This is a genomic window from Kitasatospora sp. NPDC015121, from assembly GCF_055562955.1.
Map to the genome: position 1 here is coordinate 115,150 of NZ_JBVHEH010000006.1, position 15,108 is coordinate 130,257.

The following is a 15,108-nucleotide window of genomic DNA, read 5'->3' on the forward strand; positions in this document are numbered from 1 at the left end:
TCGGTCCGTCAACCCGGCCGTGTAACTTCCAGGGCGAGCGTTGACACGGACGCGGCGGCGCGGACACCATGGACGCCGCCCACCGCCTGCCCGCGCCTTCCCGAGCCGACCGCGATGTGGGAGCGCTCCCATTGCGTTCGGGCAGGTCAGGGCCGTGCGGTCGGCTGCCCCCACCCCGCAGCCGTCCCGGAAGGACGCCACCGCCATGCCCCACGCAGCCGCACCCCCACCCGGCTCGTCCCGTCCCGGCCGCCCCACCGCCGCCCCGTCCGGTCCGTCCCGTCCGCCCGGCGTCGCCCGCCGGGCCGTCCTCGGCCTGGTCGCGGCCGGGGTGCTCGCCGCCGCCGCGCTGCTGCCGCTGCACACCGAGCCGGCCGCGGCGGCCGACGGCGCCGGCACCGTGTCCGCCGCGGCCGCGTCCGCGTTCAACTACGGCGAGGCGCTGCAGAAGTCGCTGCTGTTCTACGAGGCCCAGCAGTCCGGCAAGCTGCCCGCCACCAACCGGGTGGGCTGGCGCGGCGACTCCGCGCTGGACGACGGCAAGGACGTCGGACTCGACCTGACCGGCGGCTGGTACGACGCCGGCGACCACGTCAAGTTCGGCCTGCCGATGGCCGCTTCGACCACCATGCTGGCCTGGGGCGGCATCGCCGAGAAGCAGGCGTACACCGCCTCCGGGCAGCTGACGTACCTGAAGAACAACCTGCGCTTCGTCGACGACTACCTGATCAAGGCGCACCCGGCCCCGAACGTGCTCTACGGCCAGGTCGGCGGCGGCTCGGCCGACCACGCCTGGTGGGGCCCGGCCGAGGTGCTGCCGATGGCCCGGCCCGCGTACAGGATCGACGCCTCCTGCCCGGGGTCGGACCTGGCGGGGGAGACGGCCGCCGCGCTGGCCTCCTCGTCGATGGTGTTCGCCGACAGCGACCCGGCGTACGCGGCGACCCTGCTGACCCACGCCAAGCAGCTGTACTCCTTCGCCGACACCTACCGCGGCAAGTACAGCGACTGCATCAAGGACGCCCAGGGCTACTACAACTCCTGGAGCGGCTACAACGACGAGCTGGTCTGGGGCGCGATCTGGCTCTACAAGGCCACCGGGGACAGCGCCTACCTGGCGAAGGCGGAGAGCTACTACGCCAACCTGTCGACCGAGCCGCAGTCCACGACCAAGTCGTACAAGTGGACGATCGCCTGGGACGACAAGTCCTACGGCGCCTACGTGCTGCTGGCCCAGCTCACCGGCAAGCAGCAGTACGTCGACGACGCCAACCGCTGGCTGGACTGGTGGACCGTCGGCGTCAACGGCAGCCAGGTGAAGTACTCGCCGGGCGGTGAGGCCGTCCTCGACTCCTGGGGGTCGCTGCGGTACGCCGCCAACACCTCCTTCGTGGCGCTGCTCTACTCCGACACGCTCACCGGCGACCCGGTCCGCAAGGCCCGCTACCACGACTTCGCGGTCCGCCAGATCGGCTACGCGCTCGGCGACAACCCCCGCAAGTCCAGCTACCTGATCGGCTTCGGCGCCAACTCCCCGAAGAACCCGCACCACCGCACCGCGCACGGCTCCTGGACCGACCAGCTCACCAACCCGGTCGGCAGCCGGCACACCCTGATCGGCGCCCTGGTCGGCGGCCCCAGCTCGGCCGACGACGCCTACACCGACGACCGCTCCAACTACGTCAACAACGAGGTCGCCACCGACTACAACGCCGCCTTCACCGGCGCGCTGGCCCGGCTCTACGGCGAGTACGGCGGCACCCCGCTCGCCGACTTCCCGCCCCGGGAGACCCCGGACGGCCCGGAGATGTCCGTCCAGGCCTCGGTGAACGCCGCCGGCACCAACTTCACCGAGATCAAGGCGTACCTGATCGACAAGTCGGCCTGGCCGGCCCGCCCGCTCAAGAACGCCTCGCTGCGCTACTACTTCACCCTGGAACCCGGGGTCAGCCCGAGCCAGATCACCCTCACCACCAACTACAACCAGTGCGGCACGGTCAGCGGCCCCACGCTCCACTCCGGGTCCACCTACTACGTCACGGTCGACTGCTCCAACACCGTGATCGCCCCGGCCGGGCAGTCCGCCTACCGCAAGGAGGTGCAGTTCCGGATCGCCTCCGCGGGCGCCTGGGACCCCACCAACGACTGGTCGTACCAGGGCATCTCGCTGGTGCCGGGCTCGACGCCGGTGGACGCGGCCAACATCCGGCTGCTGGACGGGGGAGTGCCGCAGTGGGGCGCCGAGCCGGGCGGGAGCGGCGGGAGCCCGTCGCCGTCCGCGTCGGTCTCCCCCTCGCCGTCCCCGTCCCCGTCCCCGTCCGCGTCCGTCTCGCCCTCGCCCTCGTCTTCCCCGTCCCCGTCGCCGTCGGCCAGCGGCAGCCCGAGCCAGCCGGCCGCGGGCTGCACGGTGGCCTACGCGGTGGGCAGCAGCTGGGGCAACGGCTTCACCGCCGACGTGACCGTGCGCAACACCGGCGGCACGACGGTCTCCGGGTGGACGCTCGCCTGGACGTACCGGGGCAACGAGGCGGTCACCAACGCGTGGAACGCCAAGGTGGTCCAGAGCGGCGCGGCCGTCACCGCCGTCGACGCGGGCTGGAACGGCACGCTGGCCCCGGGCGGCACGGCCTCCTTCGGGTTCCAGGCGAGCGGCACCCCCGCCGCGCTGCCCGCCTTCACCCTGAACGGCCGGGCCTGCGCCGCGGCCTGACCCCCGCCCCGCCCCACGGAACACCCCCGCGCACGCGCGCGAGCACCCCGCCCCCGTCCCCGCCTCCGTGCGCGGGGCGGGGGCCTTCGCGTGCGACGGCAGCGGCGCTCGATGGCCGGAAACCGCCGGTGCCCGGTGCGGGGCCGCCGGAAGCGGGGCGGTTCGGGGACGGTGCGGACCGGCTGGCTGAAATCGCGCCGGTCGGGCGGGTAAACATCGAGATCGGCAAGATCACCGTATCGAGGTAAATACCCCCCGCCACCCGGGCGGAGGCCGTCGGCGGAGCACTAGCGTTCCTCAAGATCCGACCGAGTCGTCCGCACGGCCTGACGGTTCGTCATCTTTCCCGCTGGTGAGGAGCGTTCGCCCCATGACCGTTGAGACCGGCCCGGTCGCGAAACCGGTGCCGCCGCGGACGCGGGCGAAGCCGCCGATCGCGTCCCCGGACGCCCCCCGGGCGGGCTGACCACGAGACCCCCTCGTGGCGGACGGCCGCAGGCCGCCCGCCACCGTCCGCGCGCCCGGGGACCCCGGAGCCCGGACGGCCGGGCGACGGCCGCGCACCGACCGTCGAGCACCCCGCCGCGTCCGGCCCGCCGCGAGCGCGCGCACCGGGCCGACGCACCCCCAAGCAGTGGCGAGGCCTCGCCACGGTTCCGATCAGACCGCCCCTCACCCCAGGAAAGGAGTCACGGATGCCCGACCCGGGGCTCTCCTCGCCGCTCCCCGCTCCGTCCGCACCGTCCGGGTTCCCCGCCCTGTCCGACCCCGCCCTCCCGCCGTTCCTGGCCGCGGCCGCCGCCGCGGTCGCCGAGGCGGTGGCCGCGACGGCCGCCGCCTCCGCCGTCGCCGGGACCGCGGAGGGCGCCGCCGCGACCGTCCCCGCGCAGGCCGCCCCGGCGCAGCTCCTCCCCGAGCCGGCCGCCGCCCCGGAGGTCGCCGCGCCGTCGGACGGGCTGCGGCGGATCCTGCGCGGTCCCAGCGGGCTCGGGACGGGCAGCCTGTTCCGGGCCTCCCCGCCGCCCGCGCCGCAGACGGCGCCGCCGGTGCCGCCGCCCGCCGCCGTGGAGGGCGTGCCGGTGCCGGGCCTGTACTTCCACCCCATCCCGGAGCCCGACCCCGTCCGGGTCGCGGAGGTCAGCCGCCGGATCAAGGACTGGGCGGTCGACGAGGTCGACCTGTTCCCGGACGAGTGGGAGGGCCAGTTCGACGGCTTCTCGGTCGGCCGCTACATGGTGGCCTGCCACCCGGACGCCCCGACGGTCGAGCACGTGATGCTGGCGACCCGGCTGATGGTCGCCGAGAACGCGGTCGACGACTGCTACTGCGAGGACCACGGCGGCTCCCCGGTCGGCCTCGGCAGCCGGCTGCTGCTCGCGCACACCGCGCTGGACCCGCTGCACACCACGGCCGAGTACGCGCCGGGCTGGACGGAGTCGCTCGGCGCGGACGCCCCGCGCCGCGCCTACCACTCGGCGATGCGCTACTTCACCGAGACGGCCAGCCCCACGCAGGCCGACCGGTTCCGGCACGACATGGCGCGGCTGCACCTGGGCTACCTGGCGGAGGCCGCCTGGGCCGAGACCGACCACGTGCCCGAGGTGTGGGAGTACCTGGCGATGCGCCAGTTCAACAACTTCCGCCCGTGCCCGACCATCACCGACGCCGTCGGCGGCTACGAGCTGCCCGCCGACCTGCAGGCGATGCCGGCGACCCAGCGGGTCATCGCGCTGGCGAGCAACGCGACGACGATCGTCAACGACCTGTACTCGTACACCAAGGAGCTCGCCAGCCCCGGCCGGCACCTCAACCTCCCGGTGGTGATCTCCGAACGCGAGGGCCTCTCCGACAAGGACGGCTACCTCAAGGCGGTCGAGGTGCACAACGAGCTGATGCGCGCCTTCGAGGCGGAGTCGGCCGCGCTGGCCGCCGCCTGTCCCGCCCCGCCGCTGCTGCGCTTCCTGCGCGGGGTGGCCGCCTGGGTCGACGGCAACCACCACTGGCACCAGACCAACACCTTCCGCTACAGCCTGCCCGATTTCTGGTAAGCACCGGCAAGATAAGGACAACCGATCACATGACCAGCACCGACCTCGGCACCGCCTCCGCCTTCGTCCCGGCACCCGCGACCGCCTACCAGGGCGACATCGCCCGCTACTGGAACAACGAGGCCCGCCCGGTCAACCTGCGCCTCGGCGACGTCGACGGCCTGTACCACCACCACTACGGCATCGGCGAGATCGACACCGCCGCGCTCGGCACCCCCGAGGACAGCGAGTACGAGAAGAAGCTGATCACCGAACTGCACCGGCTGGAGTCCGCGCAGGCCGAGGTGCTCCTCGACCACCTCGGCCCGATCGCGCCCGGCGACACCCTGATGGACGCCGGCTGCGGCCGCGGCGGCTCGATGGTGATGGCCCACCAGCGCTTCGGCTGCAAGGTCGAGGGCGTCACCCTCTCCAGCACCCAGGCCGAGTTCGGCAACCGCCGCGTCCAGGAGCTCGGCATCGCCGACCACGTCCGCTCCCGGGTCTGCAACATGCTCGACACCCCGTTCGAGAACGGCCAGATGTCCGGCTCGTGGAACAACGAGTCCAGCATGTACGTCGACCTGCACGACCTGTTCGCCGAGCACTCCCGGGTGCTCAAGGTCGGCGGCCGCTACGTCACCATCACCGGCTGCTGGAACCCGCGCTACGGCCAGCCCTCCAAGTGGGTCTCGCAGATCAACGCCCACTTCGAGTGCAACATCCACTCCCGCCGCGAGTACCTGCGCGCGATGGCCGACAACCGCCTCGTCCCGCAGGCCGTGATCGACCTGACCCCCGACACGCTGCCCTACTGGGAGCTGCGCGCCACCTCCTCGCTGGTCACCGGCATCGAGGAGGCCTTCATCGAGTCGTACAAGGACGGGTCCTTCCAGTACGTCCTGATCGCGGCCGACCGGGTCTGACGCCCCCGGGCGCGCACGGCCGGACGGCCGGTCCCGCGGTGCGCGGGGCCGGCCGTCCGTCCGTGGCGGGGAGCACGCGGACGGGGGCGGCGCGGCGCGGGCACCCCGATCAGGCCGGGCCCGGGGCGGGCGGCCGCCGGCGCGGGCGGTCGGTCAGGCGGGGACGGCCGCTCCGTCCACGAGGGCTCCGTCCAGGGCGCCGGACTTCGCCTGGGCGAGCAGGTCGGCGAACTGCTCGCGGCTCATCTGGATCCGCTGCCCGAAGTCGTCGGTGAGGCGCACCCGCCGCTCCTCGGGGGCGTCGGCGTCGAGGAACAACTGCGGGCAGCCGCAGTCGCAGTTGCCGCAGAAGGTGGCGATCGGAACGAGGGTCTCCCGCACGGTGCTGCTCTCCTGTCCAGGACCGGCCGGTCCGGGTCGGGGGTGGTGGCGGGCCCCCGGGAAGGGGCCGGAACAGTCGTCGTCCGGCGGGGAGTTCGAGTTCCCGGCACCATCATGTGATCCAGGTCACACCGGCGGGGGCGGGGAAGGGTCCCCCGGGTGCGGGGCCGGAGGGTGCGACGATGGGCCCGCCATGCAATCGGGACGAGTCGGACGGGCCGCACGGGCCGCGGTGTTCGCGGCCGCCTGCGTGCTGCTCGCCGCCACCGCCCACGTCCTGGTGTCCGGCACGCCGGTGCCCGGCCCGGCCCTGCTCGCCGCGTTCGGCGGCGCCGGGGCGCTCGGCTGGCTGACCGGCCGTCGGGAGCGCGGACCGCTGCCGGTCACGGCGCTGACCGTCGGCGTCCAGGCCGCGCTGCACGCCGCGTTCGCGCTCGGCCAGGCCGCGACCGCCCCGCCCGCCCCCGGCGGGCTCGCCGCGCGGTGGGCGCGGCTGCTGCTGTGCGACACCGGACCGCCGGGCGGCGCCGGGCGGTTGAGCGACGCGCAGGTGGCGCGGCTGGTCGAGGCGGCGGGGATCGCGCCGGGTGACGGGATGGCCGTCGTCCCGCTGGACGAACCCGCGACGGCCGCGATGCCGGGCATGCCCGGCATGTCGGTGGCGGCCCACCTGCCCGGCGTGGTGGCGCCGTCACACCAGCACGGCGCCACGCTCGGCATGCTGGCCGCGCACCTGCTGGCCGCGCTGCTGCTCGGCCTGTGGCTGGCGGCGGGCGAGCGCGCCGCGCACGGGCTGGCCCGCACCGTCGCCGTCCGGCTGTTCGCCCCCGTCCTGCTGCTGCTCGGGGCCGCCCGCCCGGCCGTTCCGCGCCGGCTCGGCCGGCCCCGGCGGACGGCGCGCCGGCCGAGGCCGCGCCCGCACCTCCACTCGCTCGTCACCCGGGGACCGCCGGCGGTGTCCGCCGTCCGCTGACGGCCCGTCCGGTGCGCCGGAGCTCCGCCGTGCCCGCCCCTCCGCGGGCGGCGGCGCGGCTGCCGTGCGCCCAGGACCGGTCCCGCGGCCGCCCCCGGACCCCTCCCCGCGACCCCGCCGTCCGTCCGGCGCGCTCCGGTGCGTTCCGGTGCGTTCCAGTGCGCCCCGGTGCGTTGCGGACCGTGACGGCTCAGGGCGGCGGAGGACGGCGGGGCGGGCCGGGCGGGGCCGCCCCCGCTTCCCTTCCGGCTTCGAGCAAGGACCTCCCGAGATGACCCCTGCCCTGCCCGCACCGCGCGCCGACGACGAGGCGGTGACCGCCTGGGCGCTGGCCGCCCGGGGCGGCGACCCGGCCGCCGTGGAACGGTTCGTCCGCGCCACCCGCGCCGACGTGCGACGGTTCGTCGCCCGCCTCGCCGGCGACCCCCAGGCCGTCGACGACCTCACCCAGGACACCTACCTGCGGGCGCTGCGCAGCCTGCCCCGGTTCGAGGGCCGCTCCTCGGCCCGGACCTGGCTGCTCTCCATCGCCCGCCGCACCGTCGTGGACCGCCACCGCTTCACCGCCTGCCGGCCCCGGCTGCTGGACACCGACGACTGGCAGGGCGCCGCCGAGCGGGCCCAGCCGCGCGGTCTGCCCGGCTTCGACGAGGGCGTCGCGCTCGGCGAGCTGCTCGCCGCGCTGCCCGCCGAGCGCCGCGCCGCCTTCGTGCTGACCGCGCTGCTCGGCCTGCCCTACGAGGAGGCCGCCGCACTGACGGGCTGCCCGGTCGGCACCGTCCGCTCCCGGGTCAACCGGGCCCGCACCGTCCTGATCAGGCAACTCGCCGACGCCGAACACGCCGACCGGGCGCTGGTCGCCCGCGCACCCGTCGCCCGCGCGGCCTGAACGGTTCCCGGCTCCATCCGATGGGGGCACCCGGCCGCGTGTCCCGGTGCCCCCGCCACCTGCCGTGCGCTGTCGTGGACGGGCACGGAAACACCCACCGAACGGGAGCACGTCCTATGACCACCACCGTCTTCGCCGTCGACGGCATGAGCTGCGGCCACTGCGAGCGGACCGTCAGCGCCGGGCTCGCCGTCCTGCCCGGCGTCACCGCCGTCACCGCCGACGCCAAGGCCGGACGCGTCACCGTCACCGGGGAGGTCGACGAGGCGGGCGTCCGGGCCGCGGTCGACGAGGCCGGGTTCGTGCTCACCGGCCGGATCTGACCGACCGGCGGGGGTGGCGCGCGCCCGGGACGGCCGTTCACCGGATGGGGTGATCTCGGGGGCCCCGCCCGCCGGTCCGGGCCCGGCGGGCGGTGCCGGACCGGCGGACCGTGACGCCACGCGTGTGAGTGAATGCGTGGCGTCACGATCCGCACCACCCCGACGAAAGGGCGCCACCATGCCCACGGCCATGCCCACAGCCGTGCCCACGGCCATCCGCAGGACGAGGACCACGGCGCTGCGGCGGGCGGTCGTCGCCGCCGTCACCGCCGCCGTCCTGGGCAGTTGTCCGGCGCTCGCCGCCCCGGCGGGCGGCGCGGCCCCGGCCCCGGCCCCGGCCGGGGTGCCGACCGTCTTCTTCGGCGACTCGCTGACCTCCGGTTTCGGCCTCGCCCCGGTCCGCCCGGACGGCGACGGGCCGCTCTGCTTCCGGGCCGTCACCAACTACCCGGCCGTCGCCGCCCGGCGGCTGGCGGAGCGGGGCGTCCCGCTCGACGTCCGGGCGGACGTCTCCTGCGCGGGCGCGGCCGTCCACGACTTCTGGACGCCGCAGCGGCTGACCGCCGACCGGCAGGCCCCGCCGCAGCAGGACGCGCTCGGCCCGGACGTCCGACTGGTGGTGGGCAGCGCGGGTGGCAACACGCTGAGCTTCGGCCGGGTCCTCAAGCAGTGCTCCGCCGCGCTCCGGACACAGCCCCTGATGCCCGGCGACCCGGTCGACCCGGACCGGCCCGCCGCCGAGTGCCGGGAGTTCTTCGAGGAGGGGCCGGGACGGGAGTGGCTGGAGGAGCGCTTCGGGCAGGTCGCGGCCGAACTGGCGGAGCTGCTCGCCCGGATCCGCCTCGCCGCGCCGGAGGCCCGGCCGGTCCTGGTCGGCTACCCCCGGATGGTGCCCGCCGACCCGACCGCCTGCCTGACCCCGGCCCCCGGCCAGCCCGAGCCCCCGTTCGCCGACGTCCCGCCGGACGCGCTGCCGCTCTTCGACCGGCTCCAGCGGCGGCTGGACGAACTCACCCGGCGGACCGCCGAGGCCGGCGGCGCCACCTACGTCGGGCTCTACGACCGCACCGGGGACAGCAGCGCCTGCGCCGGCCCCGACCGGGGCGTCGGCGGCCTGCTGGAGGACTCCGGGCTCACCCTGGGCGGGCAGCCGGTCCCCTGGTACGTGCACCCCGACGAGCGGGGCCGCGACCGCCAGGCCGAGCAGGTGGCCGCCGCGCTCGGGTCACTGCTCGGCCGCTGACGGCCGCCGGCGGCCGCCCGGGCGCGGGCGGGGTTCAGCCGAGCTCGTACGCGGCCGTCACCGGTGCGTGGTCGGACCAGCGCTCGGCGTGCGTCGCGGCGCGTTCGACGCGGGCGGTGGTGCAGCGGGCGGCCAGGTCGGGGGTGGCCATCTGGTAGTCGATGCGCCAGCCGGCGTCGTTGTCGAAGGCGCGGCCGCGGTAGGACCACCACGAGTAGGGGCCCTCCTGGTCGGGGTGGTGCTGCCGCAGCACGTCGACGTAGCCGTGCTCGTCGAGGACGCGGGAGAGCCAGGCGCGCTCCTCGGGCAGGAAGCCGGCCTTCTTCTGGTTGGCCTTCCAGTTGCGCAGGTCGGCCTCGCGGTGCGCGATGTTCCAGTCGCCGCAGACCAGCACCTCGCGCCCCTCGGCGGCGGCGCGGACGCGCAGCTCGCCGAGGTGGACGAGGAACTCGGCCATGAAGCGCTCCTTCTCGTCCTGCCGGCCGGTGCCGACCTCGCCGGAGGGGAGGTACAGCGAGGCGACCGTCAGGCCGGGCAGGTCGAGCTCGGCGTAGCGGCCGGTGACGTCGAACTCGGCGGAGCCGAAGCCGATCCGGGTGGCCTCGGGGGCGCGGCGGGACAGCACGGCGACCCCGGCCCGGCCCTTGGCCGCGGCGGGGGCCCAGACCGCGTGCCAGCCGTCGAGGCGGGCGAGCACCTCGGCGAACTGGGCGGTCTCGGCGCGCACCTCCTGCAGGCAGACCACCTCGGACTCGGTGGCGTCGATCCACTCCAGGAAGCCCTTCTTGGCGGCCGCCCGGATCCCGTTGACGTTGGCTGTCGTGACGATGCTTTGCACGCAGCGAGGGTACCGGTCGGCTCCGACAATCCGGCATTCCGGGCGAACCGGGGCGCCGTACCCGGCCGGTGGGCGATCCGCGAGGAACCCTTCCCATTGGTCTTGACCATCTCCCGGGGCGCCCTCTACTGTCACTTACTGCAAAGACCTTTAATAAAGAAGGACGGATAAAGCCCGCCTCCCCCACCTGCCGAAACGGGGAGTCGCGGTGGGCCTGTCGTCCCTCAGGGTGGAGGACACGGTGGGGCAAGGAACGCTCGCGGCGGTGGCGGAGCCTAAGTACTGGCACCTGCGCACGGTGCTGCTGCGCACCATGGACACCGAGTTCTCCACCGGGCAGGTGCTGCCCAACGAGCGTGAGCTCTCGGCCCGCTTCGGCGTGGCCCGGGCCACCCTGCGGCAGGCCCTGGACCAGCTGGAGCTGGAGGGCCGCCTGGTCCGCCGCCGCGGCATCGGCACGCTGGTCGCCGCCCCGCGGGTGGGCATCCCGGTCGCCGGGCGCGAGGCCGGCCGGGCCGGCGCGGTCCGCGGCGGCCAGGACTGGGCGGTGGTGGACTGCACCACCGGCCCGGCCGGTGCCGCGCTGGCCCGCACCCTGAACCTCGCCGAGGGCGACCAGGTGCACACCGTGCGCCGGGTCCGCACCGTCCAGGGCGTCACGGTCGCCGCCGAGTCGCTGCACGTCCCCTCCGCCGCGCTGCCGCACCTCGCGGTGGTCGTCGACGGCAACGACCGGGCCCGCGGCGTGCTGCGCCAGCTGGACCGGATCGGCGTCGACGGCGAGTCCCGCTCGGTCGAGCTGGGCGTCGCCGAGACCGCCGAGGCCGCGCTGCTGGAGCGCCCCCCGGGCACCCCGGTGCTGGTGGTCACCACCCAGTACGCCGCCGCGGGCCGACTGGCCGCCGTCGCCGTCTCCACCTACCGCGCCGACACCTGCAAGCTGACCTTCGGCGAGTCCGGCGTGGCCGTCCAGGTCGCCGCCGCGGTCTGACCCCGGCGGCGCCCCCCGGCCCCGGTCCGACCCGGTTGTCTGACACCCCGTCAGAAGCACTGTCGGTGCCCGGGGTTACGCTCCTGTCCCACTGACCGACGGTGAACAGGGGGCGCGACGATGGGTTCGACCGACACGACGGAACGGGGCGCGGAGCGCGAGCGGGACGCGGAACACGGCCGGGCGCTCGTCGAACGGGCGATCGCGGCCGTCGCCACCGACCCGTCCCGGCTGGTGCTCGACCACAACCGGTTCGCCGGCCCGTGGGTCGAGGGCGCGCTGCGCCCGCGCGCGATCGAGTCCTTCCCCAGCGGCCACCCGCTGTCGCCCGGCCTGCGCGCCTGGCTGGCGTACGACAGCGGCATGCTGGAGCGCCACGGCTGGTTCGACCGCGGCGGCGCCCTCGCGCCGCGCACCCTCGGCGAGATCGCCGTCGAGGAGTACGGCGAGATGTGGGGCTCCTGCTTCGAGCCGTTCTCCGCGCTGTTCGGCGAGTGCTTCCTGCTGCCCGGCGGCTCCGACTCGCGCCGGGTGCTGTCCGTCGGCCCGAACGGCGAGCGCGACGAGCTGGGCGAGTACCCGGTGTTCGCGCTGGACGTCGACGACCTGCCGTACGCGGTGCTGATGTACCCCGGCTTCGACGTCTACCTCGCCGCCACCGCCGGCCTGATACCGCCCGACGACCACCCGGGCTACGACTCGCTCAAGCACGACCCCCGGTACGCGCACCGGATGCGGGCGCACGCCCGGGGGCGGCTCAAGGGCGAGTACGACCTGCTCTGCCTGCCCTGACCGCCGCGCGGCGGGCGGGGTCCGGTCCGTCCGCTACCGCGCGGCGGGCGGGTCGACGGCGAACAGCTGCTCCTCGACGTGGTCGAGGGCCACCCGCAGTGCGCCCATCGCGACCACCTCGGAGCCGAGTCCGGCGAGCGCGACCTCGGGGGCGCGCAGGGTGTAGCGGGCGAGCTGTTCGCGCAGCGGCTCCAGGACGCCGTCCAGGCCGGCCGCCCAGCCGCCGACCACGACGAGTTCCGGGTCGAGAGCGAGGACGAGCGCGGTGACGTCGTGGACGAGGCGGCCCAGGAAGCGGTCCATGGCGATCTGGGCGACCTGGTCGCCCTCCCGGGCCAGCCGCAGGACGCGGGCGACGGCGGCCTCGTCCAGCGGGTCGAGCGGTTTGCCGGTGGTGGACAGCAGCCGTTCCGGGGTGGCCTGTTGGCCGAGCAGGTGGAGCGCGCCGATCTCGCCCGCGGCGCCGCCGTGGCCGCGGTGCAGGCGGCCGCCGATCAGCGAGCCGGCGCCGGGGCTGAGGCCCGCCATCACGAACACCACGTCGCCCTTGCCGACGGCCGCGCCCTTCCAGTGCTCGGCGATGGCGGCCAGGTTGGCGTCGTTCTCGATCACCACCGGGCAGCGGAAGGAGCGGCGCAGCCGGGCGCCGAGGTCGAGGCCGGTCCAGCCGGGCATCGCGGTGCCGAGCCGGACGGTGCCGTCCCGGTCGACGATGCCGGGGGTGCCGACGGCGACCTCCCACAGGCTGTCGCGGGAGACGCCGGCCTTGCGCAGCACCTCGCCGACGGTGGTGCGGACCAGGGTGAGGCGCTCCTCGGCCTCGACCGACTCGTCCACCTCCTTGGCGTGGCTGGCCAGGATCTCGCCGGCCAGGTCGGCCAGCACCACCCGCAGGTCGTGCACGCCGATCTCGATGCCCAGGACGTGCCCGGCCTCGGCGCGGAAGCGGAACCAGCGGGCCGGGCGGCCGCGCTGCCGGCCGGACTCCTGGACGTGTTCGACCTCGGCGACCAGCCCGGACTCCAGCAGCCCCTCGATCACGCCCTCGACGGTGGGCCGCGACAGCCCGGTGTCGCCGACGAGCTGGGTCAGCGTGACGGCCTCGCCGTCGCGCAACGACCGCAGGGTGACCGCCGCGTTGATGCGCCGCAGCAGTGAGGAGTCCCCTCCGGTGAGCCGGTCCGTCAAGTCGCTGCCCTTCCGCTTCGCGCGACTGCCCTGGCGCGCGGTGCCGTGGAGCGCGGTGCCGCCCGTCCGGCCGTGGTGAGACCGGTGCGGGCCCGCGCGGAGCTTCCGCCGAGGCCCGGCACCGTGGGGTGCCGCGACCGGGGCGTCTGGTCCGGATCGTACTCGTGCGGCCCGCCGGGGGGCGAGCGTTTCCGCAGCTCATAACGGCTTCGGTATCGAAACGGTACGTCGTCCGTGATCACGGGGTGACCCGCCGGTGGCGCGGGGCCGTCCGCCCGACGCCCTAAGCTTGGGCGCCATGGGGAACGACACCGCCACCGTGCGTCAGGCCACGCCCGCCGACACCGACTTCGTCCGGGCCCACACGGCGGCGGGGCCGGTGCCGTTCGTGCCCGAGGTGCGGTTGCGGATGGCCGGGGACGCGATCGCGCTGTGGGAGACCACCGAGCGCGACCGCGGCCGTGAGGGGCTGGCGCCGCCGTTCTGGGCGTTCCCCTGGGCGGGCGGCGTCGCGGTCGCCCGGTACGTCCTGGACCATCCCGAACTGGTCGCCGGACGGCGGGTCCTGGACTTGGCCGCGGGCTCCGGCCTGGTCGCCGTCGCGGCCGCGCTGAGCGGCGCCGCCGCCGTCCGGGCGGCGGAGATCGACGCGTACGCGGTGGCCTCGATCGCGGTGAACGCCGAGTTGAACGGCGTCGCGGTGGCGGCCGAGCTGGCCGACGTGCTGGACGGCGACGGCGGGCCGGACGAGGTGGTGCTGGCGGGGGACGTGTTCTACGAGCGGGCGATGGCGGCCCGCTTCCTGCCGTTCCTGGAGCGGGCCGCGGCCCGGGGCGCGACCGTGGTGGTCGGCGACCCCGGGCGGGCCTACCTGCCGCGCGGGCGCTTCACCGCGCTCGCCGAGTACACCGTCCCGGTCGCCGCCGACCTGGAGGACGCGGCGGAGAAGGCCACCACGGTGTGGGCGCTGCGCGGCTGACACGGCGTCAGGTCTCGGACGGCCGGGGCGGGAGCGGACTGAACGACGTCGACGGCGGGGCCGACGGCGGGATCAGGCAGGACGGGCCGGTCCAGGTCGGGCCGGCCGAGCTCGGCGGGGGCGCGGTGGGCAGGGTCGGGGCGGCCGAGGTCGGGGCGGGGCCGCTGCCGCCGGCGTCCGGGCTCGGCGGGACGGTCCGGGCCACCGCGGTCGGGGTGGAGGTCCGGGTCGGCAGGGACGGCAGCGGCGAGCTCGGCGGCACCCCGGTCATGTCCGGGCAGGCCGACGGTCCGCTGTAGCTGTCGTACAGCGACACCCGCCGCACCTGGTAGGGGCCCTGTCCGTACCAGCCGTGGAAGGAGACGGTCAGCGAGCGGGTCGTCCCGGTGGTGCGCACCACGGCGTGCAGCCGGGTCTGCTCCGGTCCGTCCGCCCACAGGGTGACCGCCTCGACGTCGCCGCCGGTGACGCCGACGAAGGCGTACGCGCCGGAGACGTCCGCCGTCAGGTCGTAGGTGGTGTAGGGCTTGACCTCGACCTGCTGGGTGCAGCCGGCGAAGTCGTACCCGCCGGGGCGGCCCTCGATGCCCCGGTCGGTGCGGCGGACGTCGCCGTCGCAGGTCCAGTTGTCGGCCAGCGGCTGGAGGAACGAGCCGTCCCGGACCGCCTCCTGGGCGGCCTGGGCGCTGCCGGAGCCGAGGGCGGCGAAGCCGAAGGTGGCCAGCAGCACTGAGGTCGCGGCGACCGCGCCGAGCGGGAGGCGGTCGCGGTGGCGACGGGGTGGGGATGCACGCATGCCGGACTCCGGGTGGGGGAGGTGGACGGGGCAGCGGTGCGAGGGAGTGAGC

General features: G+C 75.5%; 14 protein-coding genes. 10 read left to right on the top strand and 4 right to left on the bottom strand.

From position 1 onward, the window contains the following. Positions 1 to 205: 205 nt before the first annotated feature. The 3 genes from ACZ3J7_RS10470 (at position 206) to ACZ3J7_RS10480 (ending at position 5,663) form a co-directional block, all read left to right on the top strand. Positions 206 to 2,710 carry a glycoside hydrolase family 9 protein gene (locus tag ACZ3J7_RS10470; protein ID WP_465618910.1) on the top strand — a complete coding sequence of 835 codons (2,505 nt, stop codon included), beginning with the start codon at positions 206 to 208 and terminating at the stop codon, positions 2,708 to 2,710. Positions 2,711 to 3,405: 695 nt separating this feature from the next. Further along, positions 3,406 to 4,758 carry a family 2 encapsulin nanocompartment cargo protein terpene cyclase gene (locus ACZ3J7_RS10475; protein WP_465618912.1) on the top strand — a complete coding sequence of 451 codons (1,353 nt, stop codon included), beginning with the start codon at positions 3,406 to 3,408 and terminating at the stop codon, positions 4,756 to 4,758. A 29-nt stretch (positions 4,759 to 4,787) separates the two neighbouring features. Next, entirely contained in the window at positions 4,788 to 5,663 is an 876-nt protein-coding gene (locus ACZ3J7_RS10480; protein WP_465618914.1) for a geranyl diphosphate 2-C-methyltransferase, read from the top strand. Positions 5,664 to 5,816: 153 nt separating this feature from the next. Here the strand turns inward: ACZ3J7_RS10480 and ACZ3J7_RS10485 are convergent, their stop codons facing one another. Then, positions 5,817 to 6,044, bottom strand: a complete 228-nt coding sequence (locus ACZ3J7_RS10485) for a hypothetical protein (RefSeq protein WP_465618916.1) — start codon at positions 6,042 to 6,044, stop codon at positions 5,817 to 5,819. 193 nt (positions 6,045 to 6,237) lie between these two features. Between ACZ3J7_RS10485 and ACZ3J7_RS10490 the strand changes: the two genes are divergently transcribed. The 4 genes from ACZ3J7_RS10490 (at position 6,238) to ACZ3J7_RS10505 (ending at position 9,472) form a co-directional block, all read left to right on the top strand. Beyond that, the gene (locus ACZ3J7_RS10490; RefSeq protein ID WP_465618918.1) at positions 6,238 to 7,017 is read left to right on the top strand and encodes a hypothetical protein; all 780 of its coding nucleotides are present in this window, start codon (positions 6,238 to 6,240) and stop codon (positions 7,015 to 7,017) included. A 271-nt stretch (positions 7,018 to 7,288) separates the two neighbouring features. Next, positions 7,289 to 7,906, top strand: coding sequence for a sigma-70 family RNA polymerase sigma factor (locus ACZ3J7_RS10495; protein ID WP_465618920.1), 618 nt, complete (start codon positions 7,289 to 7,291; stop codon positions 7,904 to 7,906). A gap of 116 nt (positions 7,907 to 8,022) precedes the next feature. After that, positions 8,023 to 8,229 (top strand): heavy-metal-associated domain-containing protein, encoded by a 207-nt coding sequence (locus ACZ3J7_RS10500; RefSeq protein WP_465618922.1) that lies wholly within the window; start codon positions 8,023 to 8,025, stop codon positions 8,227 to 8,229. Positions 8,230 to 8,419: 190 nt separating this feature from the next. Next, a complete protein-coding gene (locus tag ACZ3J7_RS10505; protein ID WP_465618924.1) occupies positions 8,420 to 9,472 on the top strand; it encodes an SGNH/GDSL hydrolase family protein in 1,053 nt (350 codons plus the stop codon). A gap of 34 nt (positions 9,473 to 9,506) precedes the next feature. On the opposite strand, the gene ACZ3J7_RS10510 is transcribed toward ACZ3J7_RS10505, so the two are convergent. Further along, positions 9,507 to 10,310, bottom strand: a complete 804-nt coding sequence (locus tag ACZ3J7_RS10510) for an exodeoxyribonuclease III (RefSeq protein WP_465618926.1) — start codon at positions 10,308 to 10,310, stop codon at positions 9,507 to 9,509. Between the two features lie 241 nt (positions 10,311 to 10,551). Between ACZ3J7_RS10510 and ACZ3J7_RS10515 the strand changes: the two genes are divergently transcribed. Continuing rightward, a complete protein-coding gene (locus tag ACZ3J7_RS10515; protein WP_465618928.1) occupies positions 10,552 to 11,301 on the top strand; it encodes a GntR family transcriptional regulator in 750 nt (249 codons plus the stop codon). A 120-nt stretch (positions 11,302 to 11,421) separates the two neighbouring features. Continuing rightward, the gene (locus tag ACZ3J7_RS10520) at positions 11,422 to 12,093 is read left to right on the top strand and encodes a hypothetical protein (protein ID WP_465618930.1); all 672 of its coding nucleotides are present in this window, start codon (positions 11,422 to 11,424) and stop codon (positions 12,091 to 12,093) included. A 33-nt stretch (positions 12,094 to 12,126) separates the two neighbouring features. Here ACZ3J7_RS10520 and ACZ3J7_RS10525 read toward each other — a convergent pair whose 3' ends face one another. Continuing rightward, positions 12,127 to 13,281: an ROK family protein gene (locus tag ACZ3J7_RS10525; protein ID WP_465618932.1), complete on the bottom strand. Its 1,155-nt coding sequence runs from the start codon at positions 13,279 to 13,281 to the stop codon at positions 12,127 to 12,129. Positions 13,282 to 13,579: 298 nt separating this feature from the next. Between ACZ3J7_RS10525 and ACZ3J7_RS10530 the strand changes: the two genes are divergently transcribed. Further along, complete coding sequence (locus ACZ3J7_RS10530) at positions 13,580 to 14,260, top strand: class I SAM-dependent methyltransferase (RefSeq protein ID WP_465618934.1); 681 nt, start codon at positions 13,580 to 13,582, stop codon at positions 14,258 to 14,260. 7 nt (positions 14,261 to 14,267) lie between these two features. On the opposite strand, the gene ACZ3J7_RS10535 is transcribed toward ACZ3J7_RS10530, so the two are convergent. Then, positions 14,268 to 15,056, bottom strand: coding sequence for a hypothetical protein (locus ACZ3J7_RS10535; RefSeq protein WP_465618935.1), 789 nt, complete (start codon positions 15,054 to 15,056; stop codon positions 14,268 to 14,270). Positions 15,057 to 15,108 lie beyond the last annotated feature (52 nt).